This is a genomic window from Leifsonia sp. 115AMFTsu3.1, assembly GCF_004362795.1.
Classification (GTDB): Bacteria; Actinomycetota; Actinomycetes; order Actinomycetales; family Microbacteriaceae; genus Leifsonia.
On sequence record NZ_SNYB01000002.1, the window covers coordinates 987,774 to 1,010,190 of the forward strand.

At 70.0% G+C, this 22,417-nt stretch carries 21 protein-coding genes and 1 tRNA gene; 9 read left to right on the forward strand and 13 right to left on the reverse strand.

Features of this window, described 5'->3' with window-relative positions; genetic code table 11:
• Positions 1 to 83: 83 nt before the first annotated feature.
• From AXZ95_RS15770 to AXZ95_RS15775, 3 genes are all read right to left on the reverse strand, one after another.
• Positions 84 to 2,324 (reverse strand): CBM35 domain-containing protein, encoded by a 2,241-nt coding sequence (locus AXZ95_RS15770; RefSeq protein WP_231374456.1) that lies wholly within the window; start codon positions 2,322 to 2,324, stop codon positions 84 to 86.
• Positions 2,325 to 2,528: 204 nt separating this feature from the next.
• The gene (locus AXZ95_RS19670; RefSeq protein ID WP_018191827.1) at positions 2,529 to 2,675 is read right to left on the reverse strand and encodes a hypothetical protein; all 147 of its coding nucleotides are present in this window, start codon (positions 2,673 to 2,675) and stop codon (positions 2,529 to 2,531) included.
• A gap of 52 nt (positions 2,676 to 2,727) precedes the next feature.
• Positions 2,728 to 2,800: transfer RNA gene (locus AXZ95_RS15775), tRNA-Lys, on the reverse strand.
• Positions 2,801 to 2,856: 56 nt separating this feature from the next.
• Between AXZ95_RS15775 and AXZ95_RS15780 the strand changes: the two genes are divergently transcribed.
• The 3 genes from AXZ95_RS15780 to AXZ95_RS15790 all read left to right on the forward strand — a co-directional run bounded on the left by AXZ95_RS15780 (position 2,857) and on the right by AXZ95_RS15790 (position 5,063).
• Positions 2,857 to 3,486, forward strand: coding sequence for a hypothetical protein (locus AXZ95_RS15780; protein WP_018191826.1), 630 nt, complete (start codon positions 2,857 to 2,859; stop codon positions 3,484 to 3,486).
• A 243-nt stretch (positions 3,487 to 3,729) separates the two neighbouring features.
• A complete protein-coding gene (gene sigK, locus AXZ95_RS15785; protein ID WP_018191825.1) occupies positions 3,730 to 4,290 on the forward strand; it encodes an ECF RNA polymerase sigma factor SigK in 561 nt (186 codons plus the stop codon).
• Positions 4,287 to 5,063, forward strand: a complete 777-nt coding sequence (locus AXZ95_RS15790; protein ID WP_018191824.1) for an anti-sigma factor — start codon at positions 4,287 to 4,289, stop codon at positions 5,061 to 5,063. The genes sigK and AXZ95_RS15790 overlap by 4 nt, the downstream gene beginning before the upstream one ends.
• Before the next feature lie 105 nt (positions 5,064 to 5,168).
• On the opposite strand, the gene pstB is transcribed toward AXZ95_RS15790, so the two are convergent.
• The 10 genes from pstB to AXZ95_RS15840 all read right to left on the reverse strand — a co-directional run bounded on the left by pstB (position 5,169) and on the right by AXZ95_RS15840 (position 16,006).
• Positions 5,169 to 5,948, reverse strand: coding sequence for a phosphate ABC transporter ATP-binding protein PstB (gene pstB / locus AXZ95_RS15795; protein ID WP_018191823.1), 780 nt, complete (start codon positions 5,946 to 5,948; stop codon positions 5,169 to 5,171).
• Positions 5,949 to 5,983: 35 nt separating this feature from the next.
• Positions 5,984 to 7,075 carry a phosphate ABC transporter permease PstA gene (gene pstA / locus AXZ95_RS15800; protein ID WP_018191822.1) on the reverse strand — a complete coding sequence of 364 codons (1,092 nt, stop codon included), beginning with the start codon at positions 7,073 to 7,075 and terminating at the stop codon, positions 5,984 to 5,986.
• A complete protein-coding gene (pstC, locus tag AXZ95_RS15805) occupies positions 7,075 to 8,022 on the reverse strand; it encodes a phosphate ABC transporter permease subunit PstC (protein WP_018191821.1) in 948 nt (315 codons plus the stop codon). Before pstC ends, pstA begins: the two co-directional genes overlap by 1 nt.
• 99 nt (positions 8,023 to 8,121) lie before the next feature.
• Complete coding sequence (pstS, locus tag AXZ95_RS15810) at positions 8,122 to 9,216, reverse strand: phosphate ABC transporter substrate-binding protein PstS (RefSeq protein ID WP_018191820.1); 1,095 nt, start codon at positions 9,214 to 9,216, stop codon at positions 8,122 to 8,124.
• Between the two features lie 153 nt (positions 9,217 to 9,369).
• Positions 9,370 to 10,236, reverse strand: coding sequence for a L,D-transpeptidase (locus tag AXZ95_RS15815; RefSeq protein ID WP_018191819.1), 867 nt, complete (start codon positions 10,234 to 10,236; stop codon positions 9,370 to 9,372).
• A 125-nt stretch (positions 10,237 to 10,361) separates the two neighbouring features.
• Positions 10,362 to 11,150 (reverse strand): hypothetical protein, encoded by a 789-nt coding sequence (locus AXZ95_RS15820; RefSeq protein WP_018191818.1) that lies wholly within the window; start codon positions 11,148 to 11,150, stop codon positions 10,362 to 10,364.
• A gap of 99 nt (positions 11,151 to 11,249) precedes the next feature.
• On the reverse strand, positions 11,250 to 12,188 hold the full coding sequence (locus tag AXZ95_RS15825) for an NUDIX domain-containing protein (RefSeq protein ID WP_018191817.1): 939 nt from the start codon (positions 12,186 to 12,188) through the stop codon (positions 11,250 to 11,252).
• Entirely contained in the window at positions 12,185 to 14,395 is a 2,211-nt protein-coding gene (locus tag AXZ95_RS15830; RefSeq protein ID WP_018191816.1) for an RNA degradosome polyphosphate kinase, read from the reverse strand. The genes AXZ95_RS15825 and AXZ95_RS15830 overlap by 4 nt, the downstream gene beginning before the upstream one ends.
• Before the next feature lie 92 nt (positions 14,396 to 14,487).
• Complete coding sequence (mshD, locus tag AXZ95_RS15835; protein WP_018191815.1) at positions 14,488 to 15,387, reverse strand: mycothiol synthase; 900 nt, start codon at positions 15,385 to 15,387, stop codon at positions 14,488 to 14,490.
• Positions 15,356 to 16,006 carry a response regulator transcription factor gene (locus tag AXZ95_RS15840; RefSeq protein ID WP_172823246.1) on the reverse strand — a complete coding sequence of 217 codons (651 nt, stop codon included), beginning with the start codon at positions 16,004 to 16,006 and terminating at the stop codon, positions 15,356 to 15,358. The genes mshD and AXZ95_RS15840 overlap by 32 nt, the downstream gene beginning before the upstream one ends.
• A gap of 207 nt (positions 16,007 to 16,213) precedes the next feature.
• Here AXZ95_RS15840 and AXZ95_RS15845 point away from each other — a divergent pair, with 207 nt between their 5' ends.
• From AXZ95_RS15845 to AXZ95_RS15870, 6 genes are all read left to right on the forward strand, one after another.
• On the forward strand, positions 16,214 to 16,567 hold the full coding sequence (locus tag AXZ95_RS15845) for a hypothetical protein (RefSeq protein WP_018191813.1): 354 nt from the start codon (positions 16,214 to 16,216) through the stop codon (positions 16,565 to 16,567).
• Between the two features lie 137 nt (positions 16,568 to 16,704).
• Positions 16,705 to 17,301, forward strand: coding sequence for an FABP family protein (locus AXZ95_RS15850; protein ID WP_018191811.1), 597 nt, complete (start codon positions 16,705 to 16,707; stop codon positions 17,299 to 17,301).
• Positions 17,302 to 17,313: 12 nt separating this feature from the next.
• Entirely contained in the window at positions 17,314 to 18,447 is a 1,134-nt protein-coding gene (locus tag AXZ95_RS15855; RefSeq protein WP_018191810.1) for a glycine cleavage T C-terminal barrel domain-containing protein, read from the forward strand.
• 79 nt (positions 18,448 to 18,526) lie between these two features.
• A complete protein-coding gene (locus AXZ95_RS15860; protein ID WP_018191809.1) occupies positions 18,527 to 19,369 on the forward strand; it encodes an ABC transporter ATP-binding protein in 843 nt (280 codons plus the stop codon).
• Complete coding sequence (locus tag AXZ95_RS15865; RefSeq protein ID WP_018191808.1) at positions 19,366 to 20,343, forward strand: iron-siderophore ABC transporter substrate-binding protein; 978 nt, start codon at positions 19,366 to 19,368, stop codon at positions 20,341 to 20,343. Before AXZ95_RS15860 ends, AXZ95_RS15865 begins: the two co-directional genes overlap by 4 nt.
• On the forward strand, positions 20,340 to 22,415 hold the full coding sequence (locus AXZ95_RS15870; RefSeq protein ID WP_018191807.1) for an iron ABC transporter permease: 2,076 nt from the start codon (positions 20,340 to 20,342) through the stop codon (positions 22,413 to 22,415). The genes AXZ95_RS15865 and AXZ95_RS15870 overlap by 4 nt, the downstream gene beginning before the upstream one ends.
• The last annotated feature ends 2 nt before the right edge of the window (positions 22,416 to 22,417 follow it).

The following is a 22,417-nucleotide window of genomic DNA, read 5'->3' on the forward strand; positions in this document are numbered from 1 at the left end:
GGACCCGATCTCCCGGGTCCGGCCCTTCCGGGCGGCGCCTGTCATGCTGGGGGTGACAGGCGCCACTCGAGAAGCGGTGTCTCTTATCGGACGACCGCACCCGCCGGGGAGGAGAACTGCGCGTAGTCGAGCTCCGCGTAGTTCTGGTTCGCCTGGTGGGCGATCGTGACCGTGTTCGTGCCGGCGTTGAGCTGCACCGTCGTGGTCGCCACCGGGAAGGATCCGCCGTTCGCACCCCACGGCCCCGTGACGGGGAGGGTCACGTTCGTCGCGGCCCCGCCATTGACGGTGAGCCCGACCACCGCATCCAACGTCCCGTTCTGCGTGTAGCCACCGTCGTTGGCGTAGCCCAGCTGGAGCCGATAGGTGCCGGCAGTGGTGACGTTGGGGCGGAAGGTGACCGAGCTGGTGGAGGAGTCGAGTCCGCCGACGAAGCTTCCGCCGGACGCGTTCGACGAGGCGATGACGTTGCCGCCGGAGATTGTTCCGGACTCCGCCTCCAGCCGCTGGACGAAGGTCGCCGCAGGCGGGTTCGACGGCTGCGACCAACCGGGAACGGCAGCTGTCGTGGACAGGGAGATGGAGTCGAGCTCGGCGTAACCGGTGCCTCCGGCGAAGTACGGCGACCCCTTCGCGAGCCGGATCATGTTGTATCCGGCGGTGAGGTGGAGGGTCGGCCCGGAGACCGTCGCGAACTTCCCTTGGGCGCCCCATCCGCCGGTCGCGGGATAGCTGACCGTGCTCCAGGCGCCGCCGTCGTAGGCGATGCCCTGGGTGGAGGTGGCACCCGTGCCGTTGGCGTAGCGGATCGAAAGGCTATAGTCGGCCGCGACCGGGACGTTGACCAGGAAGTCGACGAAGCTGTCGTTCCGCATGTCGCCGCTGTTGTCCAGGCCGCCGACGTATCCGCCGCTGGACGCGGCGGAGGAGGAGTAGCGGATGCCGTTGACCACGGAGGCGTTCTCTGCCTCGTACGTCTGCTGGAACGAGGTGACCGGTCCGCTGGTCGGCGTGACGACGATCTCGTACGCGGCGCCCGGGTCCTGCCCGGTGAGCGGGACGCTGATGGCTCCGTTGGTGACCGTGAGGGATCCCGACCAGATGGTCGTCGGAGCGGACACGGCGTGCAGGCGGCCGGAGTCCGGCGTGGAGAGCACGGTGACCGCGACCGACGAGCCGAAGCCGCTGAGGTTCTTCACCGACACGGTGTTGTCGCCGGTTGCGCCGCCCACGACGGCCGTGAGGATCTTGCGGGTCGTGTCCAGTGAGGCGATGCCGTCCTGCAGGCCGTTCTGGGCCACGGACACCATGTTGCCGGTCATGTCGCCGTACCACTTGTAGAGCCAGTAGGTGCCGGTCGGCTGCCCGTTGACGAACAGGCCGTTCATCGTGCCGGACTCGTACCAGTAGGCGCGTTCGGCGTCACGGACATCGGTGGCGCGCTCGAAGGTCGCGAGGTAGCGCAGTGATGCTGCGGGCACATCCACCTGGTCGGGCCAGGCATACTCGTTGATCGACACCGGGCGCGGCGAGATGCCGAGTGAGCTCTCGATCCCGCGCAGGTCGGCCAGTTCGCCGGGCAGGGCGTCCGAGCTCCACAGGTGCCAGCTGATGACATCCGGCACGGTGCCGGCGTTCTTCGCGGCGGTGAGGAAGCTGGTCATCCAGTCGTGGTTGTAGCTGGAGATGCTCGGGCCGACGATCGGGGTGACGGTGTCGTACTTCTTGACCTCGTTGTAGATGCGCGACCAGCCGTCGTTGAACGGACCGGCCGCCGAGGTGTTCCAGGTGCCGTCCGGCTCGTTCCACAGCTCCCACCCGTTGATGTTGGTTGTGGAGGTGGCCGAGACGCGCGCCTGGACCATCGTGTCGACCTTCGACAGGTAGTCGCTCCAGCTGACCCACTTGTACGGCCAGTCCGGGTAGATATCCGGCATGCGGACGGTCTCCTGGCCTCCCGCGAAGATCAGCGACGGCGCGACCTTGAGCGCGTCGCCGGATGGAGTGGTCGCGCCGTTCCCCAACTGCTGGACGTCCGGTGCCGGCTGGGTGAACTGGTTCACGTGCAGCGGCAGCAACGAGGCGGGATCGGGCGTGCTCGCGGTCGCGAGACCGTACAGGCCGCCGGCGGCGACATGCGTGACGGGACGCACGACCGACGCCGCGTCGATGGAGAGGGTGTTTCCTCCGATTGCCGCGACGGCAGGAAGCGCTGCTCCGGCAGCGACCAGAGAAGCGGCTGCAGCGCCCGCGACAGAGATGCGCAACAGGGGGGACCGGCGGCGAGATCGCCTGCTCGCGACGGTCGAGTGGGTGAGTGACATGGTCGGATGCTCCTTCGCATCAAAACGGTGACGGACTTCGGCACCGCATTGTCGAACCGGTTCGACAGTCACCTTAGCGCAAACGCTTTGCGCCGCCAATAGATGTTGTTTCGCGCAACATTTGGGTGCCGTCCGCCCCATTCCGAGCCTGAACGCACCGTTATGTCACCCAGTGTCGAACCGGTTCGAGCAAGGTGCTTCCGATCACTCCTCGACTAGGGGGCGCTCTATGGCGTCGCCTCTATGCGCGCTCTCGATCGCATCCATCAGGCGCCGTGCGTTCCTTGGTGAGCGCAGCAGGTAGGCGGTTTGGCAGCAGTCGCGCTCGTGTTCCGGCGCGGTGATGGCCATGGTTCCTCCGGGTAGTTCACGATCCCGAACCACTGCAGTGTGCTGATAAGGGTGGGCCCGGTGGGGCTCGAACCCACGACCCGCGGATTAAAAGTCCGATGCTCTGCCAACTGAGCTACAGGCCCTCACCTCCAATCTAGCGTGGATTCACCCTGTCCCGCGGCGGGGGCAGAATAGGGGGATGTCTGACCGGTTCCACAAGCCCGCGCTGTTCACGAGTGGGATGTTCGAGGCCTTCATGGGCGGGGAGGATCCCGCGCAGATCAGCAGGGTCGCGCACGAGACCGCCCGTGCCCTGCTCGCGCGGGTGCGCGAGAACCCGGACGCGGAGGTTGTGGACCGGCTGGTCGCGTTCACCGACCAGCACGGCATCGATGCGCTCGCCGAACTGTGGTCTCGGTCCAACGCAAAGAGCCTGCCGGGCGCGCTGTGGCGCATCTACCTCATCCGGCTTCTCATCCGGCAGGATGCGGAGGGCACCGCGTACCTGTTCCAGCGCGGCACCGAGGTGCTCGGGTCCATCGACGCGGTCGTGGCAGGCGCCCCGAATCCGGCGGGACCGGCGGAGATCACCGAGCTCGCCGACCGCATCCTCCGTGGCCTGTTCGAGGGCGACTTCGCCGTCGCGCTCGACCGGGCGGCTGCGTTCTGCCGGGTCGCAGCAGCCGGGGCCGCCTCTGTCGCCGACGACCGCGACGTGCTCGACCCGGAGCGGGCGAGTGAGCTGACCACACGGGCTCTGCGCTTCACCCGCACCGCGGAGGAGTTGACCGCGTGCGCACGGCTGTGGCGGTCGGGATCGCTCGACTGAGCAGGTCAACCCCTGCGGCGGCATCCGCGTTCTCCCGCTGCGAACGCCACGCCGATAGGCGCCGCGAACCGCTCCTGTACACTGGATGTCGCCGGGCCGCAGTAACCCCGGGCTCCAAAACTAGCCGCTTCGAGCGGCCTCGCGCCGAGAGGCGTTCTGCGGCCCGGCACTCTTCTGCCAGGAGAAGCCCGTTCGAGCATCGGCGGGACGACTCCCGGCAGGCCGGATGAGAGCGGAGACGACGTGGACGACGCCCCTGCGGTCGACCTCGACGCCCTCCTCGTCCGCACCGCCGCCGGCGATCAGGAAGCGTTCTCGCGCTTCTACGACTTGACCGCGGCGCGCGTCCTCGGGCTGATCCGCCGCCTGCTCATCGACGGCGCGCAGTCGGAGGAGGTCGCCCAGGAGGTCTTCCTCGAGGCGTGGCAATCCGCTCCGCGGTTCGATCCGAATAAAGGTCGAGCGCAGACGTGGATCATGACCATGGCCCACCGGCGCGCTGTCGACCGGATCCGCGCATCTCAGGCGTCGCGCGATCGGGACACAATGGTGGGCATCCGCGACCTCCCGACCGCCTATGACCAGGTGGCCGAGACGGTGGAGGTCCGGGTCGAGCACGAGAGGGTGGAGGTGGCCATGGCGAAACTGAGCGAGCCGCAGCGGCAGGCCGTCACCCTCGCCTACTACGGAGGGCTCAGCCAGTCCGAGGTCGCGGCCGAGCTCGGAATCCCGCTCGGCACAGCGAAGACTCGGCTGCGCGATGCGATGATACGGCTGCGAGAGGAACTGGGGGTGACGACATGACCCGCGAGGACGACCGAGACGCCGGGCGCCTCGGCTACCGCCTGGGCGCGGACGACGAGCAGGAGGCCCGTGCCTTCGAGGACGTCGCCGCCGAACTGGCGCTCTCCGCCGAGCCCGTCCAGCCCCGCCCGGAACTCAAGGCGGCGCTGTTCGCGCAGCTGCAGAACACCCCGCAGCTGCCGGCTCAGGATGTCGCCCAGCCGACGGCAGGGCCCGTCGCGGCCCCGGCCGAAGCAGCCGACGCCTCTCCGACCCCTGTGGCGACCCCCGAGGCCACCCCGGGCCGCGCCGAGCGCGCCGCACAGCGCCGCTGGTTCCAGCGCCCTGCCCTTCTCCTGGGCGCCGCCGCAGCCGCGATCGTGCTGTTCGTCGGCGGAGCGTTCGTCGGCTCGACACTCTCCGGCGGCAACTCGTACCAATCGCAGCAGGCGTCCGCCCTGGCAGAGATCAACGCCGCTCCTGACGTGCAGCGGGCGACCGCGCAGGTCGAGGGCGGCGGAACGGCGACCCTCGTGTGGTCGGGCGAACTGGGACGTTCCGCGCTCGTCGCCAACGACCTCCCGGCGCTTCCCGGCGACAAGACCTACGAGCTCTGGTACCTGCGCGACGGGCAGGCGATCCCCGCCGGGACGATGAACCCGGCGAACTCGGGATCGACCTGGCGCGTGCTCACCGGCGACATGGCGGCGGGGGACACGGTCGGCGTCACGGTGGAGCCGAGCGGTGGCAGCGACAAGCCGACGAGCCCACCGATCGTCGCCATCCCCTCCTGATCGAGATCGCCCGGCAGGAGACGACGAGCGCACACAAAGAACGCCGCCGATCGCACTGATCGGCGGCGTTCTCGCGTCTGCTGCGACCGCGGGGTCGCGCGCGGATCAACCGAAGCGGCCCGAGACGTAGTCCTCGGTGGCCTGCACGGTCGGGTTGGAGAAGATCTGGTTGGTGTCGTTGTACTCGATGAGCTTGCCCGGCTTGCCGGTGCCCGCGATGTTGAAGAACGCGGTGCGGTCCGAGACGCGCGACGCCTGCTGCATGTTGTGGGTCACGATCACGATCGTGTAGTCGTTCTTCAGCTCCTCGATGAGGTCCTCGATCGCGAGCGTGGAGATCGGGTCGAGGGCCGAGCACGGCTCGTCCATCAGCAGGACGTCGGGGGAGACGGCGATCGCGCGGGCGATGCACAGACGCTGCTGCTGGCCGCCGGAGAGTCCGGAGCCGGGGAGGTTGAGGCGGTCCTTGACCTCGTTCCACAGGTTGGCGCCCTGCAGCGAGCTCTCGACCAGGTCGTCGGCCTCGCTCTTCGACATCCGGCGGTTGTTGAGCTTCACGCCGGCGAGCACGTTGTCGCGGATGCTCATGGTCGGGAACGGGTTCGGGCGCTGGAACACCATGCCCACCTGGCGGCGCACGAGGACGGGGTCGACGCCGGGGCCGTACAGGTTGTTGCCGTCGATGAGCACCTCACCCTCGACGTACGCGCCGGGGATGACCTCGTGCATGCGGTTGAGGGTGCGGAGGAACGTCGACTTGCCGCATCCCGACGGGCCGATGAAGGCCGTCACGGAGCGGGGCTCGATGGTGAGCGAGACGCCCTCGACGGCGCGGAACTTGCCGTAGTAGACGTTGAGGTCGTTGACTTCGATGCGCTTGGACACGTGATTCCTTGGCTGTCGGGTGTTGGGGTGCGGGTTCAGCGGCCGTACTTGGGAGCGAAGGCCTTGGCGATGATGCGGCCGGCCAGGTTGAGCAGCATCACGATGATGATCAGCGCGAGGGCGCCCGTCCAGGCGCGGTCGATCTGGGCTTGCGCGTGGAGCCCGGCGGCCTGCGTGTACTGGGTGTACACGAACACCGGGAGGGTCATCATCCGGTCGTTGAAGAGGTCGTAGTTCATGCTCGTCGTGAAGCCCGCGACGATGAGCAGCGGCGCGGTCTCGCCGATGACTCGGGCGATGGCGAGCATGACGCCGGTCACGAGGCCGGCGAGCGAGGTCGGCAGCACCACCTTGAGCACGGTCAGCCACTTGGGGACGCCGAGGGCGAGGGATGCCTCACGCAGCTCGTTGGGGACGATCCGCAGGATCTCCTCGCTGGACCGCACGACGACGGGGATCATCAGCACCGACAGGGCGACGGCCCCCATGAAGCCGTTGCGGATGCCGGGACCGAAGAACAGCGCGAACAGGGCGTATGCGAACAGGCCGGCGACGATCGAGGGGATGCCGGTCATCACGTCGACGAAGAAGGTGATGCCGCGCGAGAGCATGCCGCGCCCGTACTCCACCAGGTAGATCGAGGTCAGCAGGCCGATCGGCACGGAGATGACCGCCGCCATGAGGGTGATCTCGAGCGTTCCGACGATCGCGTGGAGCGCGCCGCCGCCGTCGCCGATGACGTTGCGCATCGACTCCGAGAAGAAGGCGATGTCGAAGCGGGCGAGACCCTGCGAGACGACCGTCCAGCCGAGGGAGATCAGCGGGAGGAGGGCGATGATGAACGCGGTCGCGACGAGCGAGGTGACCAGCCGGTCCACGGCCTTGCGGGAGCCCTCGACCAGCAGGGATGTGGTGTAGATCGCGACGTCGAACAGCACGGTGCCGAAGAAGATCGCGCCGACGATGTTGAAGTCCTTCGTCGCGCCGCTCGCGGCCAGCATCGCGAAGATCGCGGCGAAGACGACCCACGAGACGACGAGCATCGTCCACGGCGCCCAGCGGGGCAGCTTGCCGGCGGTGTAGGAGTTGGCGAGGGGGCGCGGGGCGGTAGCGGTGGTCGTGGCCATCAGTTCGCTCCAGAGAAGGCCTTGCGGCGGCTGACGATGTAGCGGGCGAGCATGTTGATGAGCAGGGTCACCACGAACAGCACGAGACCGGAGGCGATGAGCGCGTTCACGCCGAGGCCGGTCGCCTCGGGGAACTGCAGGGCGATGTTCGCCGCGATCGTGTTCGGGCTCTGTGCCTGCAGCACCGCGAACTTCACGATCAGGGCGGGCGAGAGCACCATCGCGATGGCCAGCGTCTCGCCGAGGGCGCGGCCGAGGCCGAGCATGATGGCGGAGATGATGCCGCTGCGGGCGAAGGGGAGGACGGCCATCTTGACCATCTCCCAGCGCGTCGCGCCGAGGGCGAGGGCGGCCTCCTCGTGGAGGCGCGGGGTCTGCAGGAAGATCTCGCGGCAGATGGCGGTCATGATCGGGATGACCATGACGGCGAGCACCAGGCCGGCAGTGAGGATGGTGCGGCCGGTGCCGGAGACCGGCGGCGCGAAGAACGGGATCCAGCCGAGGTTGTCGCCGAGCCAGACATAGAAGGGCTGGACGAACGAGGAGAGCGTCGCGATGCCCCACAGGCCGAAGACGACGGAGGGGACGGCGGCGAGAAGGTCGATGATGTAGCCGAGCACCGAGGCGACACGGCGCGGTGCGTAGTGCGAGATGAACAGCGCGATGCCGATGGACAGCGGGGTCGCGATCAGCAGCGCGATCAGCGCCGCCCAGATGGTGCCGAAGACGAGCGGCCAGACCCACGACCAGAAGTTCGTCGCGTTGTTGGGCAGCTCGCCTGCGTGGGCGAACAGAGCCGGGATGCTCTGCACGACCAGGAAGATCGCAACGGCGGCGAGGGTGGCGAGGATCAGGGATCCGGCCACGATGGTGCTGGTCGAGAAGACCCGGTCGCCGAGGCGGACCTTCGCCTTCGGCCTGATGGCTCCTACTGTTCCGGCGGTCATTCGTTGCTTTCTCTCATCGGGTGCGCCGTGGGGGACGGCTGAGGACGGGAGCACCGCTCGGCCCGGGCTGCGGGGCAGCCCAGGCCGAGCGGCGTGGTGTTACTTGATGCTGGCGACGGCCTTGGAGACCTTGTCGGCCAGGTCGCTCGCGAGCGGGGCCGAGCCGGCCTGCTCCGCAGCGGCCTTCTGGGCGTCGCTCGAGATGATGTAGTCGACGTAGCCCTTCACCAGGTCCGCCTTGGCGGCGTCCTTGTACTCCTGGCACGCGATGATGTAGGAGACCAGGACGAGCGGCCAGGCGCCCTTCTTGGTGTCCTTGCGGTCGATCTGGATGGCCAGGTCGTTGGCCTCGCGACCATCGGCGATGGGGGAAGCGGCGACCACGGCGGCAGCACCGTCGGCGCTGATCTTCTCGTAGTTGTCGCCGACCTTGAGCTGGGCGATGCTGAGGCCCGCCGAGCCCGACTCGTCGATGTACGTGATCGAGTTCTTCGCGTTCTTGGTGGCGTCCGCGACACCCGAGGTGCCCTTGGCTGCGTCACCGACCTGGAACGGGAAGGTCTGGGAGGCCGGGGCCGTCCAGACGTCGGGGGCGTTCGCGGCGAGGTACTCGGTGAAGTTCTGGGTGGTGCCCGAGTCGTCGGAGCGGTGAACGACCGTGATCGGGGCCGACGGGAGCGAGGCGCCCGAGTTCTGGTCCTTGATCTTGGCGTCGTCCCACGTGGTGATCTTGCCCGAGAAGATGCCGGCGATGGTCGCGGCGTCGAGCTTGAGGTCCTTCACGCCGTCGACGTTGTACGCGATCGCGATCGGGGAGATGTAGACGGGGAGGTCGATGCCCTTGCTGTCCGCGGCGCAGCCGGCGAACGTGGAGCCGAGCTCCTCGGTCTTCAGCGCGGCGTCGGAGCCGGCGAAGTCGGCGGCACCCGAGATGAAGCTCTTGCGGCCGGCGCCGGAGCCCTGCGGGTCGTAGTTGATGGTGGCCTTCGGGTTGGCCTCCTGGAAGCCGGCGGCCCACACCGTCTGCGCCGCGCCCTGGGCGGACGAGCCGATGCCGTTCAGCGTGCCGGACAGGTTCGAGGCCTTGGCCGTCGTGGTCGACGGCGTGCTGCCCTCGTTCGCCGCACAGGCGGTGAGAGAGATGGCGGCTGCGGCGAGGAGTGCCACGGGAGCGCCGATGCGCTTGAGTTTCACAGTTGTCCCTTCGGGGATCAGTAACAACAGGACGGGGTCGGTGCGACCCGCGTGAGACGCTATTCCCGGTGTCTGTCCAGAGTCCCCCGCGGTGGTAAACGGGAGGTTAACGCCGGGCGTCCTCTTGTCCTCGTGCTCCTGTGAATCCGCGGGTCAGCCGGTGATCTGCACCGGTGTCCCGAGGGGGAGGGCGTCGACGGCGGCGATCGCCTCGGCCGACAGCCGCACGCAGCCGTGCGAGACGGCGCCGGCCGCCGTCGACTGGTAGTGGATGCCGATGAGGCCGCCGTCGGAACCGTCGTAGGGCTCGTCGGCCGCGGTCGCATGCAGCGAAGTGAGTTGGATGCGGTGCTCCTCCTGGCCCTGCGCGGGGTCCAGGTAGCGGGCCTGCAGGTAGCCGGTGCCGGTCGGAGTGGGCGTCGAGTCGGTGCCGACGCCGACCGCGAACTCCTGCAGGGTGCGGCCCGCGCCATCCAGGATGCTGAGCTTCTGCTCCTCCGTCGAGATCACGACCCGCTTGGTAAGGGTCGCCGAGACGCGCAGCAGCCTCGTCGGCACCCAGGCTGCGCTCTGGGCGGGTGCGGGGTCGGCCGCGGTCGCCTTCGAGGGGAGCTGCTTCCGTGCCGGCGTGAGGATGAGTGACCAGTCGCCGCGCGTCTTCACACGGACCACCACGGTCGGCTCGCCGAGGAAGTTGTTGGCGGGGATGAGCGCGACCGGCGTCCGGAAGTCGCCGGCGTACGCGGCGGTGTCGAAGGCCAGACGGAACGCGGTGCGGATCTCGGCCTTCTCGGGTGCCGCGATGAGGCCGGGGATGACCGCGTCGAAGGAGGCGGTGGGGAGCGCCTTCAGCTCGGACGGGGAGAGTCCGGGCGGCAGCGCGGGGGCGGCTTCGGCGGTTGCGGTGGGCCGCGGCGAGGCGCTGTTGGTGGGCTTCGCGTCGCCGGGGGCACAGGCGGAGAGGGACGCGAGCAGGGCGGCGGTGCAGAGCAGGGCGGGGAGGATGCGGCGGTTCGTCATGGTGTCTCTGTCGTCGGGTCAGGTCTGGGCGGGGTCGGAGGGTGTGTGGGATGGAGGGCGCCGTGAACCGCGAGTGGCGGCGCGGACCGATCGGGTCCGCGCCGCCACGAATCGTCAGGCGCCGATCAGCCGCTGACGACGGGGAGGCGCGACGGGCCGGAGGCCGCCGCGGTCGCAGCGCCACCGAGCGACGGCGCGGTGCCGCCGCCGACGGCGACGTCCTCACCGGTGACCTGGATGGTCACGCTCTGGCTGACGCCGGACTGCTGACCGGCCACCGTCACGGTGAGCGGGCCGGCGGTCGCGACGCCGCCGGCGAGGTAGAAGCCGAAGACGACGGAGCCGTCCGCCTCGACCGTGTACGGGCCGAGGTCGAGGGCGTCACCCGCGTAGTCGACCGTCACCTTCACCTGCTCGCCGGGGGTGTAACCCGAGGCGAGGATGGAGATGCCGCTGTTCTTGTCGGTCAGCTGCGCCGTCGTGATGGTGGAGACGCTCGAGACGATGCTCTTCGGCAGCGTCGCGGGGTTCACCGTGAGCGGCACCGAGTTGGAGGTGTCACCGAGGTTGCTCGTCGCGGTCACCGAGAGGGTGTCGCCCGCGGCCGGGAGGGGCAGCGTGACGAACGGGGTGTAGGTCTCCTGGAAGGAGCCGGATGCGTCGGCCGTCACATCGTGCAGGTCGATGGCGGTGTGGTCGGAGGTCTCCACGGTGATGGTCACGACCGCGTCGGCGGTGAAACCGGAGCCCGCGACGTTGAGGCCCGCACCCCAGTCGCCCGCGGTGAACGTGGTGTTGGCGAGCGTCAGGGTGCCGGTCGCGGCAGTGGCCGGAGCGGCGGCGAAGAATCCGCCGGCGACCACGGCAGCGGCTGCCGTGAGCGCGCCGAAGCGGATGCGCGTTGAGCTGGTCATTCATTTCCTCTGGTGGAACGGAGACGTGCCGAATGGCACTCACCGACACTAACAGGGTGATATCTCAGCTGCAACTATGGAAGATGGATGTGCGGTGTGCTAACCCTCCAGGGGCGCGTAGGTCTCGATGGAGACGATCCCGGACGCCGGGTTCGTCGCCGAGAGATGCACGACCGAGAAGCCGCCGGTGTCGAGATCGGCCGCGTCGTCGAGGTAGGCGCCCGGCATCGTGCCGGTCGCCAGGGCGATCTCGCGCATGATCTCGGGCAGCACCGGGCCGTGGCTGCACAGCACGGCTGTCTTGCGGGAGCGGACGCGCTTGCCGACGACGCCCCGCACATCCCCGCGGCCCTCCTCGTAGGCGTCCTGGCTGATGTCGTGATCGCGGTGGGGCTTGATGCCGGTCGCCGCCGCGAGCGGAGCCACCGTGGTGACGCAGCGCACCGCGTCGCTCGTGACGATCCGCTTCGGACGCCACGTCTCGAGGGTCGCAACGTCGGCCGCGGCCTGCTTGACGCCGCGCTCTGTGAGCGGCCGGGAGGCGTCGGAGCCGTCCCAGCGGTCGCGGGGCGCCGCCTTGCCGTGTCGCAGCGCGATCAGCGCGAACGTGGAGGTGATGCCCTGGTGGACGAGCGCGTCGAACGCGTCGAGGATCTCGACATCCCGCTCGTAGGTGAGGTAGCCGCGCGCCTTCTTGATCGTGACCCACTCGATCGCGGCGATCTCGCTGTTCGGCACGAAGGTGGAGCGCAGGATGGCCTTCTCGCCGACCTCCGCCGCCCAGTAGTGCACGATCTTCTCGCGGCCGCTGCTGAGGGGATAGGTCGAGACGCCGAGCGGGACTCCGAGGCCGATCTTCAGCCCCGTTTCCTCCTCGATCTCGCGCACGGCCGTCTGCGGCAGCGTCTCGCCGGGGTCGACTTTTCCCTTGGGGATCGTCACGTCGCCGTACTTGGTGCGGTGCACGACGAGCACGACGATCCGATCGTCCACGACGCGCCAGCAGAGGGCGCCCGCGGCGTAGATGGCCGGGCTCACCGCCTCGTTCCCGTACGGGTGCTGCGTGGGCGGTGACTGTACTGCTGGATGAGCTTGTTCTGCAGGTCGACCAGCGGCTTGCCGTTCTCGTCGAGGTGGTGCCGCGTCCACACGCCGTCCTGGTCGAGCTTCCACGTGGCGGTGCGCTCGTCGAACGCGAGGTCGAAGAGGTCGCTCAGCTCGCGCAGGTGCTCGGGCTCGGTGAGGCGGACGAGCGCCTCGACCCGGCGGTCGAGGTTGCGGTGCATCATGTCGGCGCTGCCGATGTACACCTGGGGGTCGCCGCCGTTGACGAACGAGAAGACGCGGGAGTGCTCGAGGTACCGGCCGAGGACCGAGCGGACGCGGATGTTCTCCGACAGGCCTTCGCGGCCCGGCACGACTCCGCAGATGCCGCGCACCCACAGGTCGACCGGAACGCCGGCCTGGCTCGCCCGGTAGAGGGCATCGATGATGGCCTCGTCGACGATCGAGTTGAGCTTGATCCGGATGCCGGACGGGCGGCCGGCCTCGGCGTTGGCCCGCTCGGTGTCGATCCGCTTGAGGAGCCCCTTCCGCAGGTGCAGCGGGGCGACGAGCAGCCGCTTGAACTTCTTCTCGATCGCGTAGCCGGAGAGCTCGTTGAACAGGCGGGTCAGGTCTTTGCCGACCTGGTCGTCGTCGGTGAAGAGCCCGAGGTCTTCGTAGATGCGGGAGGTCTTGGGGTTGTAGTTGCCCGTGCCGATGTGGCTGTAGCTCTTGAGCACGCCCTTCTCCTCGCGGATGACGAGGGCGAGCTTGCAGTGCGTCTTGAGACCCACCAGGCCGTAGACGACGTGGACGCCGGCCTTCTCGAGCTTCCGGGCCCAGGAGATGTTGTTCTGCTCGTCGAAGCGGGCCTTGATCTCGACCAGGGCGAGCACCTGCTTGCCGGCCTCCGCCGCGTCGATCAGCGCCTCGACGATCGGGCTGTCGCCCGAGGTGCGGTACAGCGTCTGCTTGATGGCGAGCACGTGCGGGTCGGCCGCCGCCTGTTCCAGGAAGGCCTGGACGCTGGTCGCGAACGATTCGTACGGGTGGTGGACGAGCACATCCTGCCGGGCGATCGCCGCGAAGATGTCGGGCTTGGCGTTCGGCTCGCTCGGCATCAGCTGCGCCGGCGTGGTCGGCACGTGGTTCGGGTAGTGGAGGTCGGGGCGGTCGATCTTGGCGAGGTCGAAGAGGCCGCCGAGGTCGAGCGGCGCCGGGAGGCGGTACACCTCCTGGTCGGTCACATCGAGCTCGCGCACGAGCAGCCCGAGGGTGACCGGGTCGACGTCGTCCGTGACCTCCAGACGGATCGGCGGACCGAAGCGTCGTCGCAGCAGCTCGCGCTCGAGCGCCTGGATGAGGTTCTCGGTCTCGTCCTCGTCGATCTCGACGTCTTCGTTGCGGGTGACGCGGAAGACGTGGTGGTCGAGGATCTCCATGCCGGGGAAGAGGTCGCCGAGGTGGTTGGCGATGAGCTCCTCGAGGGTGATGAAGCGCACCTGGCCGACGGTCTCGCGCTGGTCGATGCGGACGAACCGCGGCAGCATCTGCGGCACTTTGAGGCGGGCGAACTGCTCCTTGCCCGTGCGCGAGTTGCGGACGCGCACGGCGAGGTTGAGCGAGAGCCCCGAGATGTAGGGGAACGGGTGCGCCGGGTCGACGGCGAGCGGCATCAGTACCGGGAAGATCTGCTGCGAGAAGATCTCGCGCAGCTGCACCTTGTCGGCGTCGTCGAGCTGGTCGTACGTCACGACCGTGATGCCCGCATCGCGCAGGGCGGGGAGGACCAGGTCGTGGTACGCCCGTGCGTGGCGCAGTTGCAGTTCGTGCGCCTTCTCGGAGATGTCGGCGAGTACGTCCTGCGGGGCGCGCCCGACGTTCGTGGGCACAGCGAGTCCTGTGGCGATACGGCGCTTCAGGCCGGCGACGCGGACCATGAAGAACTCGTCCAGGTTGCTCGCGAAGATGGCGAGGAAGTTCGCGCGCTCGAGCACGGGGAGCAGCGGGTCCTCCGCCAGCTCCAGCACGCGCTGGTTGAACGCGAGCCAGCTCAGCTCGCGGTCGAGGTAGCGGTCGTCCGGCAGGGTCGGGTCGGGCTCGTAGATGAAGGGAGCGAAGTCGTCGTCGAAGTCGCTGCCCAGGCTGCCGCCCAGCCCCGTGTCGAGAAGGCCGTTCTCCAGAGTCGTGCGCTCGTCCATCCCCCCATCATGGCACCGGGAGCGGGCCGTGGTGACGGCGCTGCGTAAACGGTGGATAAACGCTGCCTGTGGAGGGAATCCGCGTAGATGAGCTACGCCGTGCGGTCCCTGCGGTACTGGATGTCGACCGTGTGGTCGACGAACCCCGCGGAGCGGTAGAGCGCGAGCGCCGACTCGTTGTCGCCCTCCACGTAGAGGTCGGCCGTGCTGACACCGCGGTCCGCCAGCCGGGCGAACCCGGCGCGCAAGAGGCTCCGGCCGAGCCCCTGCCCGGCGAGCTCCGGGTCGACGCCCAGCACGTAGATCTCGCCGGCGTCGTCCTCTACCTTCACCCAGTCGTAGCCGACCATCCGGCCGTCGCCGTCGCGCAGCACGAGCAGGTCGTCCGCGTCGAACCACGGCTCGTCGATCCGGTCGCGGAGATCGTCGACGGTGAGCGAGCCCTGCTCGGGATGCGACGAGAAGATGCGCGCGTTGACCGCCACCCACTCCTCGTCGTCGGCGCCCGGGCGGAACGCCTCGATCGAATACGGCGCGGAAATAGGCCAAGGGCCCGGCGCTGACGACGCCGGAGGCACGGGGGCGGTCAGGTGGAGCAGCCGCCGCACCGGCACGAATCCGAAGCGCTCGGCCAGCCGTGCGGCTGCGGGATGCGCCCCGTGCGACCACGCGGTCAGCGACCCGGCCGCGCTCGCGAGCATCCCCTCGAGCACGGCCTCTCCGAAGCCGAGGCCGCGGAACAGCGGGTCGACGACCAGGTCGAGTTCGCCGCGTCCGACCGCCCCGGCTGCGACCACCCGTCCGTCCGCCGCGTCGCCGGTCGCGGTGGCGACGACGGGGGAGCGCCGGCCGGCGTCGAGATCGAGGCGCGCCTGCTCGTTGAAGGCGTCGGCGCCGTCCTCTTCCGCGGCGGCCGCGGCGACCTCGAAGAACGCCTGCCGTTGTGCGGGATCGCCGAGGTCAGGGACGGAGAGACGTAGGGAGGCGGTCATTCTCCTCCTCGTACACGTTGAACCGGTATCCGACGTTGCGCACGGTGCCGATCAGCGACTCCAGGTCGCCGAGCTTGGCCCGCAGGCGTCGCACGTGGACGTCGACCGTCCGGGTGCCGCCGAAATAGTCGTAGCCCCACACCTCGCTGAGCAGCTGCTCGCGGGTGAAGACGCGCGAAGGATGCGTCGCGAAGAAGCGGAGCAGCTCGAACTCCTTGAACGTGAGGTCGAGCTGGCGGCCGTGGGCCTTGGCGGAGTAGCTGGCCTCGTCGATCGTGATGCCGGAGGCCTGGATCTTCGACTGAGAATGCTCCTGCGTCTGGCGCCCGATGGCGAGACGGATGCGCGCATCCAGTTCGGCGGGGCCCGCGGAGTCGAGCACGACGTCGCTGACGCCCCAGTCCGCGCTGACCGCGGTGAGACCGCCCTCGGTGAGCACCAGGACGAGCGGGACCGTGACGCCGGTCGTCGTGAGGATCTTGCAGAGCGACTTCGCACTCGCCAGGTCCCGCCGCGCATCCACGAAGATGAGGTCGCAGCTCGGGGCGTTCACCAGGGAGGCCGGTTCGGCCGGGATCTGACGCACCCGGTGGCTCAGCAGCGCGAGGGACGGCAGCACCTCCGCGCCCGGACCGGCGGCGTCGGAGACCGAGGAGGTCGCCCCTGGAGTGCGGGGCGCGGTGGGGTTCGGCGCAGAGGTCAGGATCAGAAGCTGCGCCACACATTCCTCCTCACCCGCCGGGAAACCGTGCCGTAATGCTACCGGAAACAGCCGCCCGCACTGTCCGGCAGCAGCCGCGGGCCCGCGCCGGGGCACAATGGGAGGGTGAGCGACGACACCCCGGACACCCCGCCGATGCACGTGATGGGTCCGGCCGCCGCGGCCGGCCCCGTGCAGCCGCCGCTGCCGCGATGGGCCACGCTCACCAGCATCGGCGCCGTGTGGGCCGTCTCGTTGCTGCTCGGCATCCTCATCGCCACGGTGGCGCGATCGGCCGAGTACGCTTCCTGGCTGTCCCTCGCGCTGGGCGTCTCGGTGCTCCTGGGATTCGTCGCGCAGCTGGCGACGCAGCAGAAGGACGGCTTCATCGACCGGCTCGCGGTGACCTTCGTCGGCAGCTTCGTCATCCTGGGCCTGTTCGGAGGCGTTCTTGCCCTGGTGTCGGCGGCTGCTGGGTAGACTGGCAGCATGCTGGTCGCTCTCGAACTCTTCTTCATCGGCCTTCTGGGCCTGGCCACTCTCGCCATCCTCGGCGTCTCGGGCGTGGTCGTGTACAACCTCTTCCGCGGTCAGCGCTGAGCCCTGAGGCCGAAGCCATGATCGAGATCCCCACCGATCTCCCTGCCGAGCTCGTCCCTCTCTCCTGGCTGATCGGCGTCTGGGAGGGCACAGGTGTGCTCGACTACACCGTCGACGAGGAGCACACCCAGCTGGAGTTCGGCCAGCGCGTCAGCTTCAGCCACGACGGGCTCGGCTACCTCAACTACTCGGCGACCTCGTGGGTGCTCGACGAGCAGAACACGCCGCTCGCCGCCGAGACCGGCTACTGGCGGCTGCGCCGCAAGCTGGTCGAGGGCGACGCCGGTCCCGCGATGCTCCCCGGTGTCGGCTCCCGCCCGTTCAACACGGCGCAGTCCGTCGAGACCCTGCGCAATTCGCACGGCGCCTTCGACATCGATGTCTCGATCATCCATCCCGACGGCGTGAGCGAGATCTACGTCGGCCAGGTGGCCGGTCCGCGCATCGACCTGGCGACCGACGCGGTGCTGCGGACGGCCGGGGCGAAGGAATACACCGCGGCGACCCGCCTCTACGGTCTGGTGGACGGCCACCTGCTGTGGGCGTGGGACATCGCCGCCCTGGGCCAGGAGCTGCGCACGCACGCCTCCGCCCGGCTCGCCAAGGTCGACTGAGAGGCGCCGCCGATGTCCGACCAGCTGGAGCCCGATCAGCGCTCCCCGTTCCTCGATCTGCCGGGCGCCGTCGACACCGACGGCACGGGCGTTCCCACGCACTACGGCAGCCCCCTCGCCGAGCAGCGCGCCCTCGCGGAGCGCGGCGCGATCGTAGACCTGTCCGACCGGGCCGTTCTGACCATCCAGGGTCCTGATCGTCTCAGCTGGCTGAACTCGCTCACGAGCCAGGCGCTCACCGGGCTGCGGCCGGGGGAGTCGTCGGAGACCCTGCTGCTGGATGTGACGGGTCGTGTCGAGCACGCCGTCCGGCTGGTCGACGACGGCGAGACCCTGTGGCTGCTGGTGGACCGACCGGAGGCGGAGGGTCTGCTCGGCTGGCTCGACTCCATGCGTTTCATGCTGCGCGTCGAGCTCGCCGACCGCACGGCCGACCTCGCCACGATCGGCACGCTGGGCGACCCGCCGCTGCCGCTGGCGGCGCCCAATGCCGTTCCCCTGGTCTGGCACGATCCCTGGCGCGCCGTGACGCCGGGCGGTCATCAGTATGCGCACGGCGAGCATCCCGGAGCGGGATGGTCGTGGAGCGAGCGCCTCGTCCCGCGCGACGCGCTGCCCTCGATCGTCGCCCGCGTCCGCTCGGGCGAGCTGTCGGTCGCCGGAACGCTGGCCGCCGACGCCCTGCGCATCGCGGCCTGGCGACCGCGCTTCTCGACGGAGGTCGACGAGCGGACCATCCCGCACGAGCTCGACTGGCTGCGCACGGCGGTGCACCTGAGCAAGGGCTGCTACCGCGGGCAGGAGACCGTCGCCAAGGTGCACAACCTGGGCCACCCGCCGCGGCGCCTGGTCATGCTTCATCTGGACGGGTCGGAGGGCGTGCTCCCCGCATCCGGAGCGGTCGTCTCCGCCGCCGACCGCGAGGTGGGCGCCGTGACCTCGTCGGCGGTGCATTACGAGCTGGGTCCGATCGCGCTCGCCGTGGTGAAGCGGTCGACCGATCCCGACGCCACGCTCACCGTCGAGGCGGACGGCGTGCGGGTCGCCGCTGGGCAGGAGATCGTGGTGCCGCCGGAGGCCGGCTCGGCTGCGCAGGTTCCGCGGATCCCGCGTCTGGGCGCCGTCACCCGCACCCCGCGTTCCTGAACGGCTGACGCGACGCCGCTGGGCCGCTGTGTTCGGCTGCCGCTTGGCGACCGAGTTAGGTTAAGCTAACCTAACTTTCGTGACTGCGACCGCCGGCCTTCTCGCCTCTGACGTGACCATCGCCTACGACGGCGTCGACGTCGTCCACGGCGCGGATCTCCTCCTCCCGCGCGGGCGCGTGACCGCCCTCATCGGCCCGAACGGCAGCGGCAAGTCGACACTCCTCCGCGCGATCGCACGGTTGAAGGATGCGCGCGGCGGCTCGGTGCTGCTCCCCGGCGCGGCAGACGCCGACGCGACGGAGATGGTCGACGCTCTCGCCCTCTCCCGCCCGGAGTTCGCCCGCCGCGTCACCCTGCTCGCCCAGAGCCGTCCGACGCCCGCGGGCTTGAGCGTCCGCGAGGTCGTCGGCTTCGGCCGTCACCCGTACCGCCGTCGCTTCCGCTCGACCGACCCGGAGGGCCGCGCCGCCATCGACCGCGCGCTCGAGCTGACCGGCGTCGCGGCGTTCGCCGACCGCGGTGTCGAGTCGCTCTCCGGCGGCCAGTTGCAGCGCGTGTGGCTCGCGTGCTGCCTCGCACAGGAGACGGATGTACTGCTGTTGGACGAGCCGACGACGTACCTCGACCTGCGCTACCAGGTGGAGATCCTCGACCTCGTCCGCGAGCTGGCGGACCTGCACGGCGTCACCGTCGGCCTCGTACTCCACGACCTCGACCAGGCCGCCGCCGTCTCCGACCGCGTCGTGCTCCTGCGCTCCGGCCGCGTCGTCGCCGCCGGTTCCGCGGCCGAGGTGTACGACCCCGAGCTCCTGACCGACGTCTACGCCATCCGCATCGACGTCGAGACCGATCCGATCTCCGGTGTCCCGCGCACGCGGGCCGTCGGCGCCCACCACCTCCGAACCGAAAGGACCCGATGAACATCCGACGACACCTGCCCGTGGCAGCCCTGGCGGTCGCCGCCGCGATCGCGCTGAGCGGCTGCGGCACGACCGAACCCGCCAGCGGCGAGACGAACGGCGGGGCCGCCCTGACGGTCACCGACGCCCGTGGCGAGAAGGTCCGCCTCGACGGTCCGGCGAAGAAGGTCGTCGGCACCGAGTGGAACGTGGTCGAGATGCTGCTGACCCTCGGCGTCGAACCGGTGGGCGCCGCGGATGTGAAGGGCTACAGCGCCTGGGACACGGCGGAGAAGCTGCCGAAGGGCGTGAAAGACATCGGGACGCGCGGGGAGCCGAGCGTCGACACCGTCGCCGCGCTCAAGCCGGACCTGGTGGTCGCGACGGCCGACCTCTCGGACTCCGCCATCGACCAGCTGGAGCGCGTGGCGCCGGTGCTGGTGGTCCGGTCGGCCGACGCCTCCCGCCAGCTGGAGCAGATGACCGACAACGTGAACCTGATCGCGAAGGCGACCGGGACGGAGGACCGCGCGAAGACCGAGCTGGCGTCGTTCGAGACGGCGGTCGCCGACGGCAAGAAGAAGCTCGCCGATGCGGGCCTGTCCGGTGCGAAGGTCGCGTTCGCCGACGGATGGGTGCAGGGCAACAGCGTCTCCGTGCGTCCGTACGCGGCCGGGTCACTGATCTCGGACGTGAACGAGAAGCTCGGCCTCGCCAACCCGTGGACGCTGAAGGGCGACGAGGCGTACGGCCTCGCCGCGACCGACGTGGAGGGGCTGACATCCCTCGGAGACGTGCAGTTCGCCTACATCGCGAACGACGTCGACGGCAGCGACCCGTTCCAGGGTGCACTGAAGGATAACGCCGTGTGGGCCTCCCTCCCGTTCGTCACGGCCGGCGACGTGCACCGCCTGCCCGACGGCATCTGGATGTTCGGAGGCCCCGCGTCGATGAAGCAGTACGTCGCGGCGCTGGTCGACGCCCTCACGAAGTGACGCAGGCCGTCGCCGTCCGCCGGGGAGCCGGCGGACGGCTCGCCCTTCTGGCCTGCGCGGCCGCGGTCGCGGTGGTGGCGCTCTCGCTCATCCACCTCTCGCAGGGGACCGCCGTGCTCGCGCCGGACGCCCTTTGGCGTGCTCTGACCGGGGGAGCGGGGGCGGGGGAGTCGGGTGCAGCGCAGGCGGATGCCGTGCTCGCCGCCTCCCGGCTGCCCCGGCTCGCCGCCGGGCTCGTGGTCGGCGCGACCCTGGGCGCGGCGGGGGCGGCCCTGCAGTCCGTCTCCCGGAATCCCCTGGCCGCTCCCGACACGCTTGCGGTGAACGCGGGTGCCTACCTGGCCGTCGTTGCTGTCGCCGCCTTCGGCATCTCCCTTCCGGTGCTCCCGGCTGGAGCGATCGCCTTCTGCGGCGGTCTGATCGCGGCCGTCGTCGTGCTGGGGCTGTCGCGTGGGGGAGCCGGCCCGGTCCGGCTGGTTCTGGCGGGTTCCGCGCTGACGCTCGCGCTGAGCGGGGTCAGCGGGATGCTGCTGCTCTTCTACTCGCAGGAGACGACCGGTCTGTTCGCGTGGGGCAACGGGTCGCTCGTGCAGACCGGGATGGACGGGGTGCTGCAGCTCCTGCCGCTCGCCGTCGTCGCATTCGCGGGTCTGCTGGTGCTCTGCCGGCGGCTCGACATCCTCGCCCTCGGTGATGACGGCGCCGCCTCGGTCGGGGTGAACCCGCGCACCACCCGCGCGGTGGTCGTGGTTCTCGCGGTGCTGCTCTCGGCGGTGGCGGTGACCATCGCAGGGCCGATCGCGTTCGTCGGGCTGTGCGCGCCCGCGATCGTGCGGCTGCTGGCGTCGCGGGTGCCCGGGCTGGCCCGCCATCGGGCGTTCCTGCCGGCCTCCGCGGTGGCGGGGATGCTCGTCGTCCTGATCGCCGACGTGCTGCTCCGCGCGGTGTTCGGCGGGCAGGCGGGCGTCGCGGTGCCGACCGGGATCGTGACAACGGTCTTCGGCGCCGGCGTGCTCGTGTTCCTGGCGTACCGGTCGCGCGACACGTCGTCGAACACCGCGACGAACGCGGCGGTGAAACTGCGCAGCAGGCGCGCCTTCGTGATCACGCTGGTGGTCTGCTGCGTCGCTCTCGTCGCCGCGCTGGTCGCTGCCGTCCTCCTGGGGGATGCGCGCCTGCTTCTCGGCGACGTGTGGAACGGCATCACCGGTCGCGCCGGACGCGTGGTGTCCTTCGTGCTCGACACGCGCCTCCCGCGGGTCGCCGCGGCACTCCTCGCAGGTGCCGCCCTCGCCCTGGCGGGCACGATCGTGCAGGCGGTGTCGCGCAACCCGCTCGCCGAACCCGCCATCCTCGGCGTCGTCGGGGGAGCGGGCGTTGGAGCGATCGCCGTCATCACGGCCGTCCCGCTGGCGAGCTTCTGGCTGGTCGGAGGAGCAGCGCTCGCCGGTGCGGCGGCCGCCGCCCTGCTGGTGTTCGGCCTCGCCGCACGGCGTGGGCTGGAGCAGAACCGTCTCATCCTGATCGGCATCGGCGTCTCCTCCGGCGCGACCGCCCTGACCAGCCTGTTGATCGTGCTGACCGACCCGTTCAACGGCGCGAAAGCCCTGGTGTGGCTGTCCGGCTCGACGTACGGCCGCACGTTCCCGCAGGTGCTGCCGGTGCTGGTGGTGCTCCTGGTCGCGGTGCCGCTGCTGGCGGCGGCCACCCGGGAGCTCGACATCGTCGGACTCGACCCGGACACCCCGCGGGTGCTCGGCGTCCGGCTCGGCCGCGCCCGGCTCGGGCTGCTGGCGATCGCGGTCGCCCTCACCGCCGCGGCCGTGGCGGCCGTCGGCGTGATCGCCTTCGTCGGGCTGGTCGCTCCGCACGCCGCCCGATCGCTGGTCGGTCAACGGCACGCGCGCGTGCTGCCGGTCGCCGCGCTGCTCGGGGCGATCCTCGTCAGCGTCGCCGACACGGTGGGCCGGACGCTGATCGCGCCCGCGCAGATCCCGGTCGGTCTGGTCACCGCCGTGATCGGGGCGCCGTACTTCCTCTGGCTGCTGTGGAGGTCGCGGGCGGAGGCGTGAGC